Below are 21,126 nucleotides of genomic sequence, written 5' to 3' on the forward strand. Positions count from 1 at the left end.
GGGGCAGGGCAGACATGCGAACGCCCGCCGGAGGGGCGGGCGCGGGACGGCCGAAGGCGCGTCGGTGTCGGAGCTGCGAGGCGATCAGGCCGCGTGCGTGCGCGCGATGCCGACGATGTCCGAGCGGCTGATGCCGAGATCGTCGAGCTCGCGGTCGGTCAGGCGGGACAGTTCGACGACGGTCTCGCGGTAGCGCAGGTACGCGCGGATCTTGCTGAGGATGACGGACACGAACATGGTGGTTGACCCCTTGGTGGGCAGCTCCTGCCGCCCGTGGCGGCATCGGCGCCTAATTCTGTTGCAACGCACCATATGGGGAAGCGGCCCCGCCTGAGGAGTCGCGGGACCGTAGGTCAGGCATGCACCCTCGGAATGCGCAGAGTAGGAAATCGTCAACCCTCTGCGCTGCGCGCAGAACAGGCAGCCGTGCGGCCGCGGCCACGCCATGCTGCACGTGCGAAGGGCAGGCAAAGATCAGGGGAGCCGGATCGCCCTCAGTGGAAGCGGGGCGCGAGCAGGAAGCGCTCGCGGTCGGCCGACTGCACGGTGACGGCGAGGGTGCGGCCGTCGCGCCGGACGGTGAGCGGCACCGCCACCCCGGCCTCGCCGAGGGCCCAGACCTGGCGGAAGAAGCCGCCGAGATCCGGCACGGGCGCGCCCGCCACGTCCAGGACGGTGTCGCCGGAGCGCAGGTCGGCCGCGGCGGCGGGCCCGCTCTTGGCGAGGCCCATCACGACGACCTCGTCGTCGATCTCGGTGGCGTAGAGGCCGAGCCAGGGGCGCGGCGGGCGCGCCACCCGGCCCCGGCTGGTCAGGTCGTCGAGGATCGGCGTGAGCAGGTCGATCGGCACCGCCATGTTGAGGGCCCGCGCCTCGCTGCCGCCCTGCTGCAATTGCAGCGAGCCGATGCCGAGGAGGTCGCCGTTCGGGCCGATCAGCCCGGCCCCGCCCCAGTGGGGGTGGGAGGGTGCCGTGAAGATCGCGTCGTCCAGGACGTATTCCCAGTAGCCCGCGAAGCTCTGGCGGGCCACGACCTTGGCGGCCACCGCGCGGGACCGCCCGCCCGTCCCGGCGAAGATCGCGCCCTGGCCGACCTGCAGCGCGGCCGAGCGGCCGAGCGGCAGGACGGGGCAGTCGAGGCGGCCGAGCGCCTGAACCAGGCCGAAGCCCGTGACCGCGTCGAAGCCGACCACGTGGCCCGGCACGCTGCGGCCGTCCTGCGTCGTCAGCCAGACCGATTCGGCCTCGGTGATGAGGTAGCCGATGGTGAGGACGAGGCCGTCCGCCCCGATCAGCACGCCGTTGCCGGCCCGCTCCGTGCCGAGCGCGTCGGCCGTGAAGGCGCCCTCCGGCACGCGGGCCGAGAGCGACAGCACCGCGGCGAGCGCCCGGTCGAGGTCGAACGCGTAATCGGCCGGCCGCGGCTGCGCCGCGAGGGGAATTTTCCAGTCGCCGGACGGCGCCATTCCGCCACCTCCTCACCGGCGCGCGTGGTCGGCCCGCCGTCCAGCCGAAATAGGTCGCGGCCCGCAAAGCAACACCCGAGCCGGCCGGCGCGAGGCGCCGGCGAAACGAAACACCCGGCGCGAGGCGCCGGCGACACGAAACACCCGGCGCGAGGTACCGGCAAAACGAAACCGCCCGGCACGGGGCCGGGCGGTCGCGAGAGGGTGAGCCGGCGCCGGGCGCCGGCCGCCGGATCAGTACTTGCGGATGATCGGCGCCGGGGCGGGCGCCGGAGCCGCGGCCGCCGTGTAGAGCGGCACGATGATGCGGCCCCACACCTCGGTGTTCTCGGCGCGCGGCACGTCCGTCACGACGTCGCGGGCGACGTAGACCTGCGCCGTGGCGAAGCCGAAATCGTAGCCGACGAGGCCGCCGAGGGCGAAGCGGCCCCGGTTGCCGGCCGCGAGGCTGACCGCCCGCGTGTCGAAGTTGTAGGTGCCGTAGCCGATCGCACCGATCTCGAACTTGCCGAACTTCTTCGTCGCCGTGAGGTCGAGGTTCAGCGAGTCGGAGATGATGAACGGGCCGCGGGTCGGGCCGGCGAGGCCCGGGAACTTGGCCGGCGAGTCGTAGATGTTTGCCGTCAGGTTGGCGGTCAGGTTCCAGCCGTCGCCGGTGTAGCTGCCCGCGATGCCGAACCGGTAGGTGTTCGAGGCGAGCTGGCCGAGAACCGGCGCACCCGCGAAGGTGCCGGCATTGGTGACGAGCACGCCGCGGTCGCCGTTCAGCTCGTTCAGGTAGGTACCACCGAGCAAGCTGACGCCGAAGTTGTTGCCGAGGTCGAAGGCCCAGATCGCGCCGATGAACGTGCCGACGTTGATCGACAGGTCGCGGATGCCGGCCGGACCACCGTTCTTGCCGAAGGCGAAGACGGTCGGCGGGGCGAGGGCGAGTTCGACGCGGCCGCCGCCGAGGACGACCGGGGTCGACCAGACCAGGACCGGGATGTTGACACCGACGTCGACCGGCAGCGCGCCGGGGCCGTTGTCGGGCGTTTGGCGGTACAGGAACGTGTTGATCGCGTAGACACCTTCCGGCAGCGGAGCACCGACCGCCAGACCCACCTGCTCACCCGGCACCGTCGTCGTCTGTGCGAACGCGCCCGTCGCCGTGAAGCCCAGAGAGAGAGCAGCCGCCCCCGCGGCGAGCCATTGCTTGACCATCTAAAGTTTCCTTCCCGCCGGTGCAGGCTGGCCCTTAGCTCTTCTCTCGACTGACAAGGACACCGCCTGCTTTTGCTACAGGCTTCGGCCGTCGCCGTCTCGAGCGCCCCTTCCAGCCCCGACACAGTCTGAACGATTTGATTTTTGTACAGCCACGCTCGGAACGCCAGCGGAATGCCCGGCCTGAAGGCAGTTGCGCTCGAACCGTTGCGCAAAAGTCGCAATTCGGTCACAGGCGGGGCGTGCATCGACTAGCAGCGCCGCAAACCCAATTGATCGAGAAAGCCCGGCTTGCGGCTGACGCGGCCTGTCCTTTGGTCGAAGTCGCGGGCATTTGCGGTCGTTTTCGCGGCCCCGGGCGTGCGCGGCCGGCCCGGAGCGACCCGGGCCGCGCGGACGCGGCCCCGCGCCGGCCCGGGCTCGGCAGATGTGCCACACCGGGCCGCACGGCCGCACGCATCCGCGCGCGGGCCCGCGCCGCCTCCCGAGCTCCGCGCTCGCGGCTTCCGCGCTCCCTTCGGGCGGGCCGCCCCTATTCCGCCGCCTGCTTGCCCGGCCGGGCGGGGCGCCGCGCCAGCACCTCGCGCAGGAAGCGGCCGGTATGGCTGGCCTTCGCCCGCGCGATCGCCTCCGGCGTGCCCTGGGCCACGATCGTGCCGCCGCCGTCGCCGCCCTCCGGGCCCATGTCGATCACCCAGTCGGCGGTCTTGATCACCTCCAGGTTGTGCTCGATGACCACGACCGTGTTGCCCTGGTCCACGAGCTCGTGGAGCACCTCCATGAGCTTGGCGACGTCGTGGAAATGCAGGCCGGTGGTCGGCTCGTCGAGGATGTAGAGCGTGCGGCCGGTGGCGCGCTTGGAGAGCTCCTTCGAGAGCTTCACGCGCTGCGCCTCGCCGCCCGAGAGGGTGGTCGCCTGCTGGCCGACATGGACGTAGCCCAGCCCGACCCGGGCCAGGGTCTCGAGCTTGTCGCGGATCGCCGGCACGGCCTTGAACAGCTCCGCCGCCTCCTCGACGGTCATGTCGAGGACGTCCGCGATCGAGCGCTCGCGGTACTTCACCTCCAGGGTCTCGCGATCGTAGCGCTTGCCCTTGCAGACGTCGCAGGTCACGTAGACGTCCGGCAGGAAGTGCATCTCGATCTTGATGACGCCGTCGCCCGAGCAGGCCTCGCAGCGCCCGCCCTTGACGTTGAACGAGAACCGCCCCGGCTGGTAGCCGCGGGCCTTGGCCTCGGGCAGGCCGGCGAACCAGTCGCGGATCGGCGTGAAGGCGCCGATATAGGTCGCCGGGTTGGAGCGCGGCGTGCGGCCGATCGGCGACTGGTCGATGTCGATGACCTTGTCGAGGAATTCGAGGCTCTCGATCCGCTCGAAGGGCGCCGGATGCTCGACCGCGCCGTTGAGCTTGCGCGCCACCGCCTTGTAGAGCGTGTCGATGACGAGGGTGGACTTGCCGCCCCCCGACACGCCCGTCACGCAGGTGAAGGTGCCGAGGGGAAACTCCGCCGTCACGTCCTTGAGGTTGTTGCCGCGCGCGCCGACGAGGCGCAGCATGCGGTCCTTGCGGATCTTGCGCCGGGCCGCCGGCATCCGCACCGCGAGCTCCCCCGTCAGGTACTTGGCGGTGAGCGAATTCGGGTCGGCGAGGAGCTGCTGGGGCGTGCCCTTGGCGACGATCTGCCCGCCATGGATGCCGGCCCCCGGCCCGACATCGACGACGTAGTCGGCCTGCAGGATCGCGTCCTCGTCGTGCTCGACCACGATCACCGAATTGCCGAGGTCGCGCAGGCGCTTCAGGGTGCCGAGCAGGCGCTCGTTGTCGCGCTGGTGCAGGCCGATCGAGGGCTCGTCGAGCACGTAGAGCACGCCCGTGAGGCCCGAGCCGATCTGCGAGGCGAGGCGGATGCGCTGGCTCTCGCCGCCCGACAGCGAGCCCGAGCCGCGGGCGAGCGTCAGGTATTCGAGCCCGACATCGACCAGGAAGGTGAGCCGGTCGCGGATCTCCTTGAGGATGCGCGCGGCGATCTCGTTCTGCTTCGGGGTGAGCTGCGCCGGGAGGTCCGTGAACCAGCCGTGGGCGTCGCGCACCGAGAGCCGCGCCACCTCGGCGATGTCGCGCATCGCCACCTTCACGGCCAGGGCCTCGGGCTTCAGACGCTTGCCGCCGCAGGCCTGGCACGGCGTCTCGGCCATGAAGCGGGCGATGTCCTCGCGGGCCTGATCGCTCTCGGTCTCCCGGTAGCGCCGCTCCAGGTTGGGCACCACGCCCTCGAAGGGCTTCATCACGTCGTAGGCGCGCAGCCCGTCGTTGTAGGAGAAGCGGATCGGGTCCCCGTCGGAGCCGAACAGCACGACCTGCCGCGCCGCCTCCGTCAGCTTCGCCCAGGGCACGTCGGTGCGGAACCGGTAATGGCGGGCGAGGGCCTCCAGGGTCTGGCCGTAATAGGGCGAGGTCGACTTCGCCCAGGGCGCGATGGCGCCGCGCTCCAGGCTCAGCGCCTCGTCGGCGATGACCAAGATCGGGTCGATGCGCATCTCGTGGCCGATGCCGCCGCAGGTCGGGCAGGCGCCGAACGGGTTGTTGAACGAGAACAGCCGCGGCTCGATCTCCGGGATGGTGAAGCCGGAGACCGGGCAGGCGAAGCGCGACGAGAACACGATCCGCTCCGGCGCGCCGCCCTCGGGCGCGTCGGCGAGTTCGATCACCGCGATCCCGTCCGCGAGATCGAGCGCCGTCTCGAAGGAATCGGCCAGGCGGGCGGCCATGTCGGGCCGCACCACGATCCGGTCGACCACCACGTCGATGTCGTGCTTGAGCTTCTTGTCGAGCCGGGGCACGTCGTCGATCGGGTAGTATTCGCCGTCGACGCGCAGGCGCTGGAAGCCCTTCTGCTGGAACTCGGCGATCTCCTTGCGGTACTCGCCCTTGCGCCCGCGCACCACCGGCGCCAGCAGGTAGGCGCGGGTCTTCTCCGGCAGGGCCAGCACCCGGTCGACCATCTGCGACACGGTCTGGCTCTCGATCGGCAGCCCGGTCGCGGGCGAGTAGGGGATCCCGGCCCGCGCCCACAGCAGGCGCATGTAGTCGTAGATCTCCGTCACGGTGCCGACCGTCGAGCGCGGGTTCTTCGAGGTCGTCTTCTGCTCGATCGAGATGGCGGGCGACAGGCCGTCGATCTGGTCGACGTCGGGCTTGGCCATCATCTCCAGGAACTGGCGGGCATAGGCCGAGAGCGACTCGACGTAGCGGCGCTGCCCCTCGGCGTAGATGGTGTCGAAGGCGAGCGAGGACTTGCCCGAGCCCGACAGCCCGGTGAAGACGACGAGCTTGTCGCGCGGGATGACGAGGTCGACGTTCTTGAGGTTGTGCTCGCGGGCGCCGCGCACCGCGATGACGCGGCCCTCCGCCGCACGGTCGAAAAACGTGTCGAGAGAAGCCATGCGGAGGCTCGCAGCGCAGCCGGGAAGGGGAGCGTCGGACCGGCGCCGGCAGGGTCCGGACCGGCCGTTCGTCGGCGAAGATGGGAGCGGATGCGCCGCCCGCCAACCCGCGTGCTAGAACAAAATACGTACAACAGCAACCGGGCCGCGCGACTCGGCACGGTTGCTGCGCGGGCGCGACCCGCGCACCGGCAGCATCCGACCATCCGCCCCGCACGACGGTCGTCGAAGCGTGGAGTCAGCCGGCACAACAGCGCGGGCGCGCGCCGGACCCGGCTGATTGCTATGGCAGGGCGGCCTCAGGGCGGACCTATACCTCTCCTATACAGCGGAGCGACGGTGAGCGCGCGCCACGGCCGCGCGTTCCGTCCGGAGGTTGCTGCAACCTTGCCGTGCATGCGCCCGCCGTCGCGGCCGCCCACCGCACACGGCCCGCGCGCCTCGCGAGGGGGATCCTCGGCGGCGCGCGCCCGATGCGCATTCCAACCGCGCATGCGCCCTGCGGCGCGACGTCCGACCCGATCCCGGCGCCGCGTCCCGCCGGCCGGCGCGGACGCGCCCGGAATTCGGGCGCCGCCCCGATTTCCCGTCGCTCCCGCTCTTGCCGCTGCGCGACGGGCGGGGGTAGAACTGCGCCGCGGAGCGAGGCCCACCAAGGACTTGGCCCGAGGAGTCGGGTACCGGACGGGGCCCGGCACCCGGGCCGCCGGTCGGGACCGCGCCTCGCGAGTGTGTGACGAAGGAAACGGGCGCCGCATGGCCATCGATGCCGAACTCCTCCTCGACCGACGCGCCTTGCGCCGGAAGCTCTCGTTCTGGCGCGTGGTCGGCATCGGAGCCCTGATCGTCGCCGTGGGGGCGATCGGCCTGCGGGCCGCCGGGAGCCGCGGCCCCTTCCCGGCCATCACCCCGCAGATCGCCCGAATCACCGTCGACGGCTTCATCGCCGGCAGCGACAAGACCCGCGACCTGATGAAGCGCGTGGGCGATTCCTCCGCGGTGTCGGGGGTGATCGTGTCGATCAACTCGCCGGGCGGCACCACGACGGGCTCCGAGGAGCTCTTCCGCAACCTGCGCCAGCTCGCCGAGAAGAAGCCGGTCGTGGCCTTCGTGGACGGGACGGCGGCCTCGGGCGCCTACATCACGGCGCTCGCCGCCGATCACATCGTGGCGCGGGAGACCTCGCTCGTCGGCTCGATCGGCGTGCTGTTCCAGTACCCCGACCTCTCGGGCCTCCTCGACAAGGTCGGGGTGCGGGTCGAGGAGGTGAAGTCCTCGCCCCTCAAGGCGGAGCCGAGCGGCTTCCACCCGACCTCGCCAGAGGCGCGGGCGGCGCTGCAGGCGATCGTGGGCGACACCTACGCGTGGTTCAAGAACCTCGTCGCCGAGCGGCGCAGGATGTCCGAGGCCGAGCTCGCCGCCGTGTCGGACGGCCGGGTGTTCAGCGGCCGCCAGGGCGTGGCGCTCAAGCTCGTGGACGAGACCGGCAACGAGAAGCAGGCGGTCGCCTGGCTCGAGCGCGAGCGGCACGTGACGAAGGACCTGCCGATCCGCGATTGGAAGCCGCGCAGCGACCGCAGCTTCGACCTGCTCTCCGCTGCCTCGCTCCTGGGCCTGGAGGACGTGGCGGCGGGGCTGCGGCGGACCTCCGGGGAGGCCGCCGCCCTGGCCCAGGGGGGCTTGCTCGCCGTGTGGCGGCCCGGCGCGGCGCCGACGCCCTGACACCCCGCTGGTCCGCCCCGGCCCGGTGGGGCGGGGTGCCACGTCGAGATGCGCGCGAGGCCCTATTCCCGATGATCAAGTCCGAGCTCGTCCTCAAGATCGCCGAGCAGAACCCGCACCTCTATCAGAGGGACGTCGAGAGCATCGTCAACGCGATCCTCGACACGATCGCCGACGCGCTGGCCCGCGGCGACCGGGTGGAGCTGCGCGGCTTCGGCGCCTTCTCGGTCAAGCGCCGCGAGGCGCGGCGGGGCCGCAACCCGCGCACCGGCGCGGCGGTGGCCGTCGCCGAGAAGGCGATCCCGGTCTTCAAGACCGGCAAGGAGATGCGGCTGCGCCTGAACGCCGCCGGGATCGGCGCGGAGACGCGCGAACCGGCGGAAGTGTCCTGACCTGATGTTCCGTTGCGCCCCTCCTCCAACCCGGGCTGACCGATGATCCGCTTCCTCAAGGGCCTGCTCCTGCTTCCCGTTGCCGTCGTGGTCGTGCTGCTCGCGGTGGCGAACCGGCAGGCCGTGACGCTGTCCTTCGATCCCTTCTCGCCGGAGACGCCGGCCTTCAGCCTGACGGTGCCCCTCTACGCCCTGGTCTTCGCGGCGGTCGCCCTCGGCATCCTGATCGGCGGCTGCGGGGCGTGGCTCGGCGAGGGCAAGGTCCGGCGCGACCGGCGCGCGAAGGGCCGCGAGGTCGAGCGCCTGCGCCAGGAGGCCGAGCGGCTGCGCCGCGCCGCCGAGCGCCCCGCCGCCCTGCCGGCGCCCGCGTCCCGCGCCTGAGCGCGCGGCGGCCATGCGGCTGATCTCCGCGGCCGACATCGACGCGGCCCTCACGCCCGCCCGCATCGTCGCTGCGCTGGAGGAGGCGTTCCGGTCGGACGCGGCGGCGCCGCCGCGCCACCTCCACGGCCTGGCGGGGGCGCGGGGCGCGGAGCCCGCGACCCTGCTGCTGATGCCGGCCTGGGACGACCGGCACATCGCCGTGAAGGTGCTGACGCTGCACCCGGACAACGCCGCCCGCGGCCTCGCCACCATCCAGGGCGGGCTGCTGCTGAGCGAGCGCGCGACGGGGCTCACCCTGGCGGCGATCGACGCGCCGCGCCTGACCCTGTGGCGCACGGCCGGCGCCTCGGCCCTCGCCGCCCGCCACCTCGCCCGCCCGGACGCCGCCCGGCTGCTCATGGTGGGAGCCGGGGCGCTCGCCCCCTTCCTGGTCCGCGCGCACGCGGCCGTGCGCCCGATCCGCGACGTGGCGGTCTGGAACCGCCGTCCCGAGCCGGCCCTGCGCCTCGCGGCGGACCTCGCCGCCGAGGGGCTGCCGGCGCGCGCCGTCGAGGATCTGGAGGCGGCGGCGCGGGCGGCCGACCTCATCTCCTGCGCCACCCTCTCGGAGGCGCCGCTGGTGCGTGGGGCGTGGCTGTCGCCCGGCACCCATCTGGATCTGGTCGGCGCCTTCACGCCGCGCATGCGCGAGGTGGACGACGAGGCGCTGCGCCGGGCCGAGATCTACGTCGACACCGCGGACGCCCTCAGCAAGGGCGGGGACGTGGCGGCGGCGCTGGCCTCCGGGGCGATCGCGCCCGGGGCCGTGCGGGGCAGCCTCGCGGATCTCTGCCGCGGCAGCGCGCCCGGGCGCGCTTCGCCCGACGCCGTCACGGCGTTCAAGTCGGTGGGCTCTGCGGTCGAGGACCTCGCCGCGGCGGTGGCGGTCTGGCGCTGGACCGGCGCGGGCGCCGCCTGACGGCGCCGGTCGCCGGGTGCTCCGGCGTCCGGCGGGACGTCAGTGCAGCCGCCGTCCGGATCCGCCCCGGCGCGCGGGAGCGCCTGGGCGTGGGGGAGCGCCCGGGCGGTCGAGGCGGTGCAGGGCGGCGAGGATCGCGTCGATCGACACCGGGGCGGCGCATCCGGGCGGCCGGCGCAGGGCGGGATCCGACTCGACCGCGTGGGCGTCGGAGGCCCACTCCGCCAGGATCGCGCGCTTCTCGGCGAGGCTGAGACCGGGCGCCGCGACGATCGCCTCGGGGTCGGCACCGGGCAGCGGCGCCGCGGATTCGATGGGGACGAGGTCAGGCTGCATCGCGTCTCTCCCGGCGGTGGCGGCCGGGACCGCGCCCGGCCAGGACCCGCATCACGCGGCCCCGCATCACGCGGCCTCGGCGCGGGGGGCGGCCGGGGCCTGCGCGGCCGTCCCGATCGGCACCCGGCGCGGCTTCAGCGTCTCGGGCACCTCGCGCACGAGGTCGATGGCCAGGAGGCCGTGTTCCAGGCGGGCGCCCGTGACGGTGACGTGGTCGGCGAGGCTGAAGCTGTGACGGAAGCTGCGGCCGGCGATCCCCCGGTGGAGGAAGTCGCGGCCCTCCTCGGAGCCGGCCCGCTGGCCGCTGACCAGGAGCGCGGGGCCGGACTGCGTCAGGGTGATCTCGTCGGCGCCGAACCCGGCCACCGCCATGGTGATGCGGTAGCGGTCCTCGGCCAGCTTCTCGATGTCGTAGGGGGGCCAGCCGCTCATCGGCTCGACGCGGCCGGCCTGCTCCATCAGGTCGAACAGGCGGTCGAACCCGACCGTAAGGCGGGAGAGGGGGGAGAGATCGGCATTCCTCATCATCACATCCTCGGCATGAGCAACGTGAGTCCAAGGGCCGCGGGCCATGCGCCCGGCGGCGGCTGCGAGCCTCGACGGGCCTCGCACGCGCGTAACGCGTCGCGCCCGCCGAAGTTCCGCGCGGGCCCCGATCCGCGACGACCCGGTACCGGCTTCCCGGGCCTTGCGCTATAGAAGCCGCATGAGCGCCTCCACCGCCCCCGTCCGCGTCAAGATCTGCGGCCTCAGCACGCCCGAGACGCTCGAGGCGGCGCTCGCGGCCGGGGCGGACCTGATCGGCCTCGTGCATTTCCCGCGGAGCCCGCGCCACGTCGACCTCGCGGCCGGCGCGGCCCTGGCGGCGCGGGCGCGGGGGAGGGCGGAGCGCGTGGTGCTCCTCGTCGATCCCGACGACGCGCTCCTCGACGCGGTGACGGCGGCCCTCGATCCTGACTGGATCCAGCTCCACGGCCGCGAGAGCCCGGAGCGCAGCGCCGCCATCCGGACCCGGAGCGGCCGGCCGGTGATGAAGGCCCTCGGGGTCGCGACCCTGGACGACCTCGCGCCCGTGTCGGCCTACGCGGGGGCGGCGGACCGGATCCTGCTCGACGCGAAGCCGGCGCTGGGCGCGGCCCTGCCGGGGGGCAACGGCCACGCCTTTGACTGGACGCTGATCGGGCGGGCGGGCCTCGCGCCGGGCTTCATGCTCTCGGGCGGCCTGACGCCGCAGAACGTCGGCGAGGCCCTGGCGGTGACGGGGGCGCGGGCGGTCGACGTGTCCTCGGGCGTCGAGCGCGGCCCCGGCCGCAAGGATCCGGAGTTGATCCGGGCCTTCGTGGCGGCCGCGCGGGCCGCCGGGGGGCCGCTCGCGAAGAACTGAAGGCGTGGCGGCAGCACGGGAATTTGCCCTCCGGCCGGATTGGTCCTAAGGCTGCCGCGCGGGTTCGCGCGCACCGGCAGCCCGGCGCCGCCCGCCCTCCCAAGGACAGGCAGCCGTGAACGCTCCCCAGACTCCGAATTCCTTCCGCACCGGCCCCGACGAGCGCGGCCGCTTCGGCATCTTCGGCGGCCGCTTCGTGGCCGAGACGCTGATGCCCAACATCCTCGAACTGGAGCGGGCCTACGCGGAAGCCAAGGCCGACCCGGCCTTCCAGGGCGAGATGAACGCCTACCTCACCCACTACGTCGGCCGGCCGAGCCCGCTCTACTTCGCCGAGCGGCTCTCCGCGCATTTCGGCGGCGCCAAGATCTACTTCAAGCGCGAGGAGCTGAACCACACCGGCTCGCACAAGGTGAACAACGTGCTGGGCCAGATCCTGCTCGCCCGGCGCATGGGCAAGCCGCGCATCATCGCCGAGACCGGGGCCGGCCAGCACGGGGTGGCGACGGCCACGCTCTGCGCCCGCTTCGGCCTGAAATGCGTCGTCTACATGGGCGCGGTCGACGTGGAGCGGCAGAAGCCGAACGTCTTCCGCATGAAGATGCTGGGCGCCGAGGTGGTGCCGGTGCAGTCGGGCACCCGCACCCTCAAGGACGCGATGAACGAGGCCCTGCGCGACTGGGTGACGAACGTCGCCGACACCTTCTACTGCATCGGTACGGTGGCGGGCCCGCACCCCTATCCGGCGATGGTGCGGGATTTCCAGTCGGTGATCGGCCGCGAGACGCGCGAGCAGATGCTGGCCCAGGAGGGGCGGCTGCCTGATTCCCTGGTCGCCTGCATCGGCGGCGGCTCGAACGCGATGGGCCTGTTCCACCCCTTCCTGGACGACCGCGAGATCGAGATCTACGGGGTCGAGGCGGCGGGCCACGGCGTCTCCTCGGGGCTGCACGCGGCCTCGCTGACCGGCGGCAAGCCCGGCGTGCTGCACGGCAACCGCACCTACCTGCTGATGAATGAGGACGGCCAGATCGCGGACGCGCACTCGATCTCGGCCGGCCTCGACTATCCGGGCATCGGCCCGGAGCACGCGTGGCTGCACGAGGTCGGCCGGGTGACCTACCTGTCGGCGACCGACAGCGAGACGCTGGAGGCCTTCCGGCTGTGCTCCCTGATGGAGGGCATCATCCCGGCCCTGGAGCCGGCCCACGCCCTCGCCAAGGTGGCCGAACTCGCGCCGACGAAGCCGCGCGACCACCTGATGGTGGTCAACCTCTCGGGCCGGGGCGACAAGGACATCCCGCAGGTGGCCGAGATCCTCGGCGACGCCCTCTGACCCGCCCGGGACGGGGATCCCGGCGGCGATCCCGGGCGCGGCGGCCGACCTGTTCGGAAAGCCGCGACGGTTCCTTGACAGGCCGCGCCGGACCTCCCTATATCGCGCCACCGCGACGCTGGAGCCCTCCGGCGCCGCCGCGGCGGAGTAGCTCAGCTGGTTAGAGCAGAGGAATCATAATCCTTGTGTCGGGGGTTCGAGTCCCTCCTCCGCTACCACCCGTTTAGCCCGCTTGGTCAATGACTTAGCGGGCTTTTTGATGCCCGATCCCTGGCCAGAGTGTGTTGCAATGGGCTTCAACACGCCCCTTGATTTTACAAGGGGTTACAACCGGGCGGCCGCGGCTCCGTGCAACACAGATGCAACACGAAAACGGAGTCCTATCGGGAACACGAATGGTGGCTTGAGAGCTCGCGAGAAGGGGCGTCCGCCTAGCAGGGCAGGGCTGCCCAAGCTGTATCTCACCGCCTCAGGAGCGCTCTATAGCCCGCGAGCCTGGCCCGGCTTCAGGCCGAGGCGTCAGCATTTGGGAGCCATCCGAATCTGGGTAGGATGCTTGGACTACCTCTGCTCCCTCGATCTTCCCTGTTGCGGCCGGGCGTCTCGGCGTACCCACCGCGGCCCCGGAGATTGTCACCTAACAAGGTAGGGTGCGCAGCGCGTCTGCCGCTTGGATGAGCATGGCTACCGCTCATGCTTGCTTAGCGAGCAAGTTGGCACGCGAGAGTGGGAGCGCTCAGACCTACAAACTTTTAATCTGTAGGTCCTGGGTTCGAGTCCCAGCGCGCTCACCAAATATCCCAATGACTTACGCGGGATTTTGGCCCTGTACGAGGGTCCATTTGCTGAACCGGGTAGCTGCGCGGGTAACCGTGAACCGCCTGTGTGTCGTGGGGTAGTGAGCGCCCTGCCGACCGCGCGCTCTCGTTCAGCTTGCGGAGAAGAAGCTTCATACGTGGCGGTGTGGCTCGGTGAGTCGCGGGATCGTGCGGGGCACTTTCAGCTGAGCACAGGAACTCCGAGGAACGTAGCGCCTACAGTGACCTGTGGCGCGAGATCCAGGAGCGCTGCTATCCCGGGACGAGCCGACAGGTGCATCGCTTCGTCGCCGAGCGCCGGACGAGGCCGATCCGATCGGGCCGCAAGCCCCGCCGCGAGAGGGCCGTCACACCGGAGCGGCCGGCGGACATCCGGTTGCCGCTGACAGGCAGCTCGCGTGTCACCCGGCTCAAGCTGATCAAGCGCCAAAGCTACGGACGAGCAGGCCTCGATCTCCTCAGGCGCCGCATGATCCTCGCCGCGTGATCCACGCAAAGTGATATTGGTGGTGAATTCGGCTCGGCACAGTCAGGCTGCAGGCGAGTGCAGCTGTGCAAAGGATGAGTTTGGTGTTCGAGCCTTCGGTTCGTCCGCGAGCCATCGCAGTAGTCGCACCAAGTTCATCGCCGCTGCCGTCATCAGATGAGCCAGGTGCGTCTTTGCGTGTCCGAAGTCGGGCGTTCGCCGCAGCCGAGATGACCGCACGCCTTGTGCAATCGTGCCCTCGACGCCGGCTCGTCGGGCGTACTCGGCTGCGAAGTCGGCGGTCTTCTCCCGCTCCCGCCTGACCCGCAACGCCTCGTGTTGGGCTTCAGGGCGGATCGTGATCGCCCGGCGGGACGAGCGCGAGCGTGTGCAGTCCGGCCGCAGCGAGCAGTCCCGGCAATCGCGGACCGCGAACTTGATCTTGATCACCGGTGTCGTGCCGTGGACGAGCGTGGGCGTCCAGCTCTGGCTTTCCTTCCCGCCCGGACACGTCGCCCGCCGCCGAGCGAAGTCAATGGCGAAGTCCCGTGCGGCGAACCCGTCACCGGCCTGGGCCTGCCACTGCCGGTCACCCCGCGTCGGGCCGACCAGATCGATCCCGTGGCGCGCCTGGGCGTCAACGAACAGCGCCGCGTTCACGAAGCCGGTGTCGGCGATGTGGATCTTGGGCAGCAGATCCCGTGCAGCAAGCGTCGCGTGGATGGTCGAGGTCGTCGCGTCATCCGAGACCGCGGCGGTCGTCGTCTCGACGTGGGTGATCAGGTTCGGGGCGTCATCGTCGCACGTCTCGGTCAGATGCACTTTATAGCCGCTCCACACCGTCGTGCCCTTGCTCGCGGAGCGCGCCTCGCCGTCATACGGCGAGCCGATGTATCGACCCGATGGTGGCAGCTGATGGTTCGTCCGCCATGCGACACGGGTGCCCTCCGGCCCGTCCTCGCGGAGGAAGTTCTGCACCCAGACCCGTCGCAGGGTCTCAAGGGCCGCAGCGTCACGCAGGACGGGTGGGGCGAGAGCCAGCAAGGCGAACCCATCGATCCCAGTCTGCACCGCCCACGCCTGCCGTCCTGCCTGGCTTTTGGGCAGCCGGAACTCGCTCGCTCGGAGCCCGTAGCGTTCGACCCAGGTCGGGGTCGTGCACGTGCGGAGCCAGTCGGGCGCGATCGTCGCCAGTTCGTTCAGCGCGTGGCGCAGTGTTTCCCCGACAACTTCGAGCCGGCTGAGGGTCCGCATCGCTTCAAGGACGTGCGTGGAGTCGCTGCGCTGACGTCCACCGCCTTTCAGGAGCCCGCGCCCTCGTGCCAGTGCGAGCGTCGCGTCGAAGAGCCGACTTTCCGCCCCATGCGCGAGAAGGCGCGTGCGGAACTCGCTCAAGACGGTGTGGTCGAAACCAGCGTCAGCCAGTTCCAGGCACAGCAGGTACTTCTGTACCTGACGACGAGCCGTGCTTCAGTGCGGCTTGGGCGTCCGGCGATCTGAGGTATTTCCGGTCCGACGCAGGCGTAGCTCAGCAACGCCTGTGCCGCGATCGCCGATTGGCACGATCCCGGATGCCCTGTCGCGTTCCTCCGAACAGTCGCTGGGGCTCCGCTCGCGCGGACGCCCGCGTACAGGACAGGATCCGCCCATGCTCAGTCCCGGACTGGTGGCCGGCATCGATGCCGGCAAGCACTTCCTCGATCTCGGCTTCCATCCTGCCGGCAAGCCGATGCGCTGCGACAACAATCCGGCCGGCATCAAGCGCCTGATCGCGGCCTTGCGGCAACGAGGCGTCATTCGCGTCGCCCTGGAGGCGATCGGTCCTTACGCTCAGCCTCTCGTGCATGCCCTCGTTGCCGCCGGCTTCACGGTGGCGCTGATTGATCCGCGACGGGTCAAGGCCTTCCGCACTGCCGAGGGGCTGATCGCCAAGACCGACCGGCTGGACGCGGCGCTGATCGCCCGCTTTGCTCATCGCATGAGCGAGTCTCTGCGCCCGGTTCCCACGGCCGACCAGGTGACCCTCAAGGCTCTGTCGACGCGCCGGCGCCAGCTCACCGAGCTGATCGCCATGGAGAAGACCCGGCTGGCCCAGGCCCTCGATCCGATGATCGTCGACAGCCACCGGGCCGTCCTCGAGGCCCTGACGCGGACTTGTGCCGAGGTTGAAGCCGAGCTCGACCGGCGCATCGCTGCCGACCCGGCCTTGGCCCGTAAGCGCATCATCCTCACCTCGATCCCGGGGATCGGCCGGCGCATCGCCGGCGTGCTGATCACCGATATGCCCGAGCTTGGACGGCTCGACCGCAAGGCCGCCGCGAGCCTGGCTGGCATGGCTCCTCATCCCAGCCAGAGCGGGGCCCATCCCGGCCGCCATGCCATCGCTGGCGGCCGGCCGTGCCTGCGGACTGCCTTCTACATGGCCGGCATGGTCGCCGCACGCGCCTGTCCCGCTTTCCGAAAACCCTATCGCGCCATGAGAGACGCCGGCAAACCGGCCAAGCTCGCCATCGTGGCCACAGGGCGACGCGTCGTGACCCTGGCGAATGCTCTCCTCCGCGCCAACAAAACTTTCGACCAGAGCGACCTGGTGACTTGTCAGGCGACGTCCGGGACGGCTCCCCTGGCGACAACGGGGCAACACCAGCATGCGCTGGCGTGATCGCTGGCTTGATCGGAGGGTCGATGCCTCGCATCGACCCTCCGCCTCATGACCGTTCGCCGGCGGGGGCGGGTCAAGGCCTTGTCGCGCAACGCGCGATGGCGCGGAGCGCCAGCCTTGACGCGCACACGACGGTGAACAACCCGACGCTGGAACGCCTCTCGGGCGGGGCCAGCCATCCTGTTTCTAAGAGGTCAAACCGTCGTATCGCCTCCCAAGGCTTGACCCGCGATACAGTCGCCAGTCGATCCGCGTGCGGACCGCGTCGGCGGCTTGCCTATCGGTCAGCCCTTCCATGAACTGCAGCAGGGTCGCCAGGGCGAGCCGGACCAGCGCCTCTGCGGGTCGTCCCCGCGCCGGGAACAGGTCGGCGAAGTCGTGATCCTCCATGACGCGATGCAGGTCGTCGGAGAGGCGCATGACCGGATTGCCGCTCGGAAAGATCGCCCGCGCCACCTGCGCCGTCTGATCAGGCACGACATACGTCCGTCTCACGTCGAGCGACATGCCCCCCTCCTGATTGGCGTGGGGCCACATCGTCGCTCAACGCGCCGCGCCGGTCGTCCTCTCATCGCAGGAACCGAGCCGAATTCGCCACCAATATCAAAGTGAGCAAGAGCCACCGATCTGGGGCAATCCCAGTCGTCGTAGCGAGGCTCCGGTTCACCGCCCTGCACAGCGCCTTCGCCCGCTGGATCCGGCTCGGGCCGTGGCGGCACCGAACTACCGAGGACGTGTCCCCCTCGATCAAGCGCAGTACTCAGGTCGGGGTAAACTCCGACGTCGGATGGCCGGACTAATGTCCTTTGTAGGAGGCGATGACGGCCTCAGGTATCAAGCCCGCCGCGAGCCACAACATGACACGGACACGGCACCGGATGCATGCGCCTGAAAGCACAAGCTCAGAGTGGGATCAGACCCAGATCAAGTTCAACGACAAGTTGATTATCGTCGAAGACTAGGCTGGATGGTATAACTCCCGAGATTTTTGCTTTCAAGCATCATTTTATGATATTACTATCGTTGCCATTGTGATATGCTATAGCAAAGTCGTGATGATTGAAAGTCCTTGCGAGCGCACAGGGCGGTAAACCTTTCATCATAAGCAGACATGATGGCGATCAGACATGATGGCGATTGTTGCGTCGTGTAATGCAACGCTGTATATAAAAACGTTAAAAATATTACTCCGATTACTACATAGAATTATAATATATAGCTAGATACGAGCATAGACTGAAATCAGAGCAGGAGGATGGCCGTGCGACCGCCGGATCGTCATTCAGAACGCGATTGGAGTCTCATCTCTGCTGTTGGCACAGGCCGCACAGCGCTGTTCGCTCTGGTCATGTTCAGCGCCTTGGCCAACGTTCTTTACCTGACTGGCTCCTTCTACATGCTGCAGGTCTACGACCGGGTGATCCCGAGCCGCAGCATCCCCACCCTGATCGCCCTCTCCGCCCTCGCCGCCACTCTCTACGCCGGACAGGCTGCCCTCGACTTCTTCCGCGGTCGCGTCCTCTCGCGCCTCGCCCGCTCCCTCGACGAGCGCCTCAGCCCGCGCGTTTTCGCCCTCGTCGCTCGCCTGCCGCTCTCAGCCGGCGGGGCCCCTCTCGGCCTGCAGCCCCTGCGCGACCTCGATCAGGTCAGAGGCTTCCTGGCCGGAGGCGGCCCGATCGGCTTCTTCGACCTCCCCTGGACGCCCTTCTACCTCGCCATCTGCTTCCTGTTTCACCCGCTGATCGGGCTCGCCGCCACGGTCGGCGCGCTCGTCCTGGTGCTCTTCACCGCCTGCACCGAGGTCCTCACCCGCAAGCCGGTCAAGGAGGCTGCCCAGCACGCCTCCGCTCGCATCAATCTTGCCGAGGTGTGCCGCCGCAACGCCGAGGTCATCGCCGCGATGGGCATGAGCCCGCGCCTCGGCGCGGGCTGGGAGGGGATCAACCGCAAGCACCTCGACAGCCACGAGCGCGCCGGCGATGTGGCGGGTGGTCTCGGGGGCGTGTCCAAGGTCGCCCGCATGATGCTGCAGTCGGGCGTGCTCGGGTTGGGTGCCTACCTCGTCATCCACGGCGAGGCGAGCGCGGGTATCATCATCGCTGGCTCCATCCTCTCCGCCCGGGCGCTCGCCCCGCTGGAGCAGGTGATCGCGCACTGGAAGAGCTTCGCGGCCGCTCGCCAGAGCTGGCGGCGGCTGCGCGCGCTGCTGGCCGCTCATCCGGAGCCGGCCGACAGACTCGCCCTGCGCAGGCCAGCAGCCAGCCTCTCGGTCGAGGGCGTCGGCCTCGCGCCGCCCGGGGCTGCATCGCTCGTCGTGACCGGCGTCTCGTTCGCGCTCACGGCCGGCAGCGGGCTGGGCATCATCGGCCCGAGCGCGTCCGGCAAGTCGTCGCTCGCCCGCGGCCTCGTCGGCGTCTGGCGGCCGGTGCGGGGCAGCGTGCGGCTGGACGGGGCCAGCCTCGACCAGTGGACGCCCGAGATGCTGGGCCCCCACATCGGCTACCTGCCGCAAGACATCGAGCTCTTCGAGGGCAGCATCGGCCAGAACATCGCCCGCTTCGACCCCGGTGCGAACCCCGAGGCGATCATCCGGGCAGCGGAGCAGGCCGGGGTGCACGAGCTGATCGTGCGGCTGCCGCAGGGCTACGAGACCCGCATCGGCGAGGGTGGGATGGCGCTCTCGGGCGGGCAGCGCCAGCGCATCGGCTTGGCCCGCGCCCTCTACGGCGAGCCGTTCCTGGTGGTGCTCGACGAGCCGAACTCCAACCTCGACGGCGAGGGCGAGCAGGCGCTCACGCGGGCCATCGCCGGGGTGCGCGAGCGGGGCGGCATCGTGATCGTCATCGCGCATCGGCCGAGCGCGCTCGCGGCCCTCGACCATGTGCTGGTGATGTCCCAGGGCCAGGCCCAGGCCTTCGGACCCAGGGAGCAGATCATGCGGCCGATCAGGCCTGCCAGCGCGCCCGCGTTCATCCAGCCCGCGGCAGCAGGAGCCGTCTGATGCTGGCCGCCGCACATCCTCGGACGAGCCGCTCCCTCCGCCGGGCCATGCTGGGCGGCAGCGCGGTGACCGCCCTGCTCGCCCTCGGTCTCGGCGGGTGGGCGGCCACGACGGAGCTCGCCGGCGCGGTGATCGCACCCGGTGCCCTGGTGGTCGAGACGAACGTCAAGAAGGTGCAGCACCTCACCGGCGGCGTGGTCGGCGAGCTGAGGGTGCGCGACGGGGCGGAGGTGCGCGCCGGCGAGGTGCTGGTGCGCCTGGACGAGACCATCACCCGCGCCAACCTGGCGGTGATCACCAAGAGCCAGGACGAGTTCACGGCACGCCAAGCCCGCCTCAAGGCCGAGCAGGACGGCCGCGACGGGGTCCGCTTCCCCGCCGACCTGGTCCAGCGCCGGGCCGAGCCGGCGGTCACTGACCTGCTGGGCGAGGAGGAGCGCCTGTTCGCGATCCGGCGCACGGCCCGCGAGGGCCAGAAGGCGCAGCTGCGGGAGCGCATCGGCCAGCTCCGGGAGCAGATCCAGGGCATGGCCGACCAGGTCACGGCCAAGCAGCGCGAGATCCGCCTGATCGGCGAGGAGCTGAAGGGCGTGCGCGAGCTGTTCGCCAAGAACCTGATCCAGATCACCCGGGTGACGGCGCTGGAGCGGGACGCGGCGCGGCTGGAGGGCGAGCGCGGGGCGCTGGTGTCCGCGATCGCGCAGACCAAGGGCAAGGTGACCGAGACCGAGCTGCAGATCCTGCAGGTGGACCAGGACCTGCGCACGGAGGTGGGCAAGGAGCTGGCGGAGATCCGGGGCAAGCTGGCCGAGCTGGTCGAGAAGCGGGTCGCGGCCGAGGACCAGTTGAAGCGGGTGGAGATCCGGGCGCCGCAGGACGGGGTGGTGCACCAGCTGGCGGTCCACACGGTGGGCGGGGTGGTCAGCCCGGGCGAGCCGCTGATGCTGATCGTGCCGCGTTCCGACGCCCTGACGGTCGAGGCGAGGATCCAGCCGCAGGACATCGATCAGGTCCGGCTCGGTCACCGGGCGGTGCTGCGCTTCTCCGCCTTCAACCAGCGCACCACGCCCGAGCTCAAGGGCGAGGTGATCGTGGTCTCGGCGGACATCAGCCAAGATCAGAAGACGGGGGCGAGCTTCTACACGGTGCGGATCCGGCCGGCCGCCGGCGAGCTGGAGCGGCTGGATGGGCTGAAGCTGGTGGCGGGCATGCCGGTGGAGAGCTTCATCCAGACCGGCGAGCGCATGGTGCTCTCGTATCTGACCAAGCCGCTGCACGATCAGATCACGAAAGCTTGGCGCGAGAGGTAACAGGTCGCGATCGACTTCGTAGCGCGAACTCAAAGCACAGTCGATGATAGAACGTCATTAATCAGAAGATAGCTGGAACAAGAAACGGCTTGTGAAGCTTCAAATTGAAAGGAGTGGCGAAGTTTTTTCGTTGCCGGTCGCGAAAACGAGATGAAAGCTTCACTTAGTAAAAATCCCGGGCTTCGTCCACTTGGTGATGACGACGATCGCGACCGCCAACTCCGATCGTCACCCACAGGGAGG

General features: G+C 70.3%; 16 protein-coding genes, 1 tRNA gene and 2 pseudogenes. 11 read left to right on the forward strand and 8 right to left on the reverse strand.

The genetic code is table 11. From position 1 onward, the window contains the following. Window positions 1-84 precede the first annotated feature (84 nt). The 4 genes from QA634_RS12635 to uvrA all read right to left on the reverse strand — a co-directional run bounded on the left by QA634_RS12635 (window position 85) and on the right by uvrA (window position 6,114). Window positions 85-237: a DUF1127 domain-containing protein gene (locus tag QA634_RS12635; RefSeq protein ID WP_083784665.1), complete on the reverse strand. Its 153-nt coding sequence runs from the start codon at window positions 235-237 to the stop codon at window positions 85-87. A gap of 257 nt (window positions 238-494) precedes the next feature. Then, complete coding sequence (locus QA634_RS12640) at window positions 495-1,466, reverse strand: S1C family serine protease (RefSeq protein WP_012332356.1); 972 nt, start codon at window positions 1,464-1,466, stop codon at window positions 495-497. Between the two features lie 234 nt (window positions 1,467-1,700). Next, on the reverse strand, window positions 1,701-2,669 hold the full coding sequence (locus tag QA634_RS12645; protein WP_012332357.1) for a transporter: 969 nt from the start codon (window positions 2,667-2,669) through the stop codon (window positions 1,701-1,703). A gap of 532 nt (window positions 2,670-3,201) precedes the next feature. Next, entirely contained in the window at window positions 3,202-6,114 is a 2,913-nt protein-coding gene (gene uvrA / locus QA634_RS12650; protein WP_012332358.1) for an excinuclease ABC subunit UvrA, read from the reverse strand. A gap of 756 nt (window positions 6,115-6,870) precedes the next feature. On the opposite strand from uvrA, the gene sppA reads away from it, so the two are divergent. From sppA to QA634_RS12670, 4 genes are all read left to right on the forward strand, one after another. Beyond that, entirely contained in the window at window positions 6,871-7,836 is a 966-nt protein-coding gene (gene sppA, locus QA634_RS12655) for a signal peptide peptidase SppA (protein WP_012332359.1), read from the forward strand. Between the two features lie 71 nt (window positions 7,837-7,907). After that, complete coding sequence (gene ihfB / locus QA634_RS12660; RefSeq protein ID WP_012332360.1) at window positions 7,908-8,228, forward strand: integration host factor subunit beta; 321 nt, start codon at window positions 7,908-7,910, stop codon at window positions 8,226-8,228. Window positions 8,229-8,270: 42 nt separating this feature from the next. Then, window positions 8,271-8,609, forward strand: coding sequence for a LapA family protein (locus QA634_RS12665; protein WP_012332361.1), 339 nt, complete (start codon window positions 8,271-8,273; stop codon window positions 8,607-8,609). 13 nt (window positions 8,610-8,622) lie between these two features. After that, the gene (locus QA634_RS12670; protein WP_012332362.1) at window positions 8,623-9,570 is read left to right on the forward strand and encodes an ornithine cyclodeaminase family protein; all 948 of its coding nucleotides are present in this window, start codon (window positions 8,623-8,625) and stop codon (window positions 9,568-9,570) included. A gap of 39 nt (window positions 9,571-9,609) precedes the next feature. Here the strand turns inward: QA634_RS12670 and QA634_RS12675 are convergent, their stop codons facing one another. Next, complete coding sequence (locus QA634_RS12675) at window positions 9,610-9,906, reverse strand: hypothetical protein (protein ID WP_012332363.1); 297 nt, start codon at window positions 9,904-9,906, stop codon at window positions 9,610-9,612. Between the two features lie 66 nt (window positions 9,907-9,972). Further along, complete coding sequence (locus tag QA634_RS12680) at window positions 9,973-10,431, reverse strand: Hsp20 family protein (RefSeq protein WP_043701142.1); 459 nt, start codon at window positions 10,429-10,431, stop codon at window positions 9,973-9,975. Window positions 10,432-10,612: 181 nt separating this feature from the next. Between QA634_RS12680 and QA634_RS12685 the strand changes: the two genes are divergently transcribed. The 4 genes from QA634_RS12685 to QA634_RS12700 all read left to right on the forward strand — a co-directional run bounded on the left by QA634_RS12685 (window position 10,613) and on the right by QA634_RS12700 (window position 13,931). Continuing rightward, window positions 10,613-11,290, forward strand: coding sequence for a phosphoribosylanthranilate isomerase (locus QA634_RS12685; RefSeq protein WP_012332365.1), 678 nt, complete (start codon window positions 10,613-10,615; stop codon window positions 11,288-11,290). Between the two features lie 115 nt (window positions 11,291-11,405). Beyond that, window positions 11,406-12,626, forward strand: coding sequence for a tryptophan synthase subunit beta (trpB, locus tag QA634_RS12690; protein WP_012332366.1), 1,221 nt, complete (start codon window positions 11,406-11,408; stop codon window positions 12,624-12,626). A 141-nt stretch (window positions 12,627-12,767) separates the two neighbouring features. Beyond that, window positions 12,768-12,844 (forward strand) — tRNA-Met (locus tag QA634_RS12695). An 874-nt stretch (window positions 12,845-13,718) separates the two neighbouring features. Continuing rightward, entirely contained in the window at window positions 13,719-13,931 is a 213-nt protein-coding gene (locus tag QA634_RS12700) for a hypothetical protein (protein ID WP_043701145.1), read from the forward strand. A gap of 42 nt (window positions 13,932-13,973) precedes the next feature. Here QA634_RS12700 and QA634_RS12705 read toward each other — a convergent pair. Continuing rightward, window positions 13,974-15,356 (reverse strand): annotated as a pseudogene (locus QA634_RS12705) (IS1182-like element ISMtsp10 family transposase); the annotation flags it as partial. Window positions 15,357-15,558: 202 nt separating this feature from the next. On the opposite strand from QA634_RS12705, the gene QA634_RS12710 reads away from it, so the two are divergent. Then, a complete protein-coding gene (locus tag QA634_RS12710; protein ID WP_012332367.1) occupies window positions 15,559-16,572 on the forward strand; it encodes an IS110-like element ISMtsp9 family transposase in 1,014 nt (337 codons plus the stop codon). 237 nt (window positions 16,573-16,809) lie between these two features. On the opposite strand, the pseudogene QA634_RS12715 reads toward QA634_RS12710, so the two are convergent. Next, window positions 16,810-17,079: pseudogene (locus tag QA634_RS12715) on the reverse strand (transposase); the annotation flags it as partial. A gap of 748 nt (window positions 17,080-17,827) precedes the next feature. On the opposite strand from QA634_RS12715, the gene QA634_RS12720 reads away from it, so the two are divergent. After that, the gene (locus QA634_RS12720; protein WP_012332369.1) at window positions 17,828-19,573 is read left to right on the forward strand and encodes a type I secretion system permease/ATPase; all 1,746 of its coding nucleotides are present in this window, start codon (window positions 17,828-17,830) and stop codon (window positions 19,571-19,573) included. Continuing rightward, the gene (locus QA634_RS12725) at window positions 19,573-20,883 is read left to right on the forward strand and encodes an HlyD family type I secretion periplasmic adaptor subunit (protein ID WP_043701147.1); all 1,311 of its coding nucleotides are present in this window, start codon (window positions 19,573-19,575) and stop codon (window positions 20,881-20,883) included. Before QA634_RS12720 ends, QA634_RS12725 begins: the two co-directional genes overlap by 1 nt. The last annotated feature ends 243 nt before the right edge of the window (window positions 20,884-21,126 follow it).

This window comes from Methylobacterium sp. CB376, assembly GCF_029714205.1.
In the GTDB taxonomy this organism is placed as follows: domain Bacteria; phylum Pseudomonadota; class Alphaproteobacteria; order Rhizobiales; family Beijerinckiaceae; genus Methylobacterium.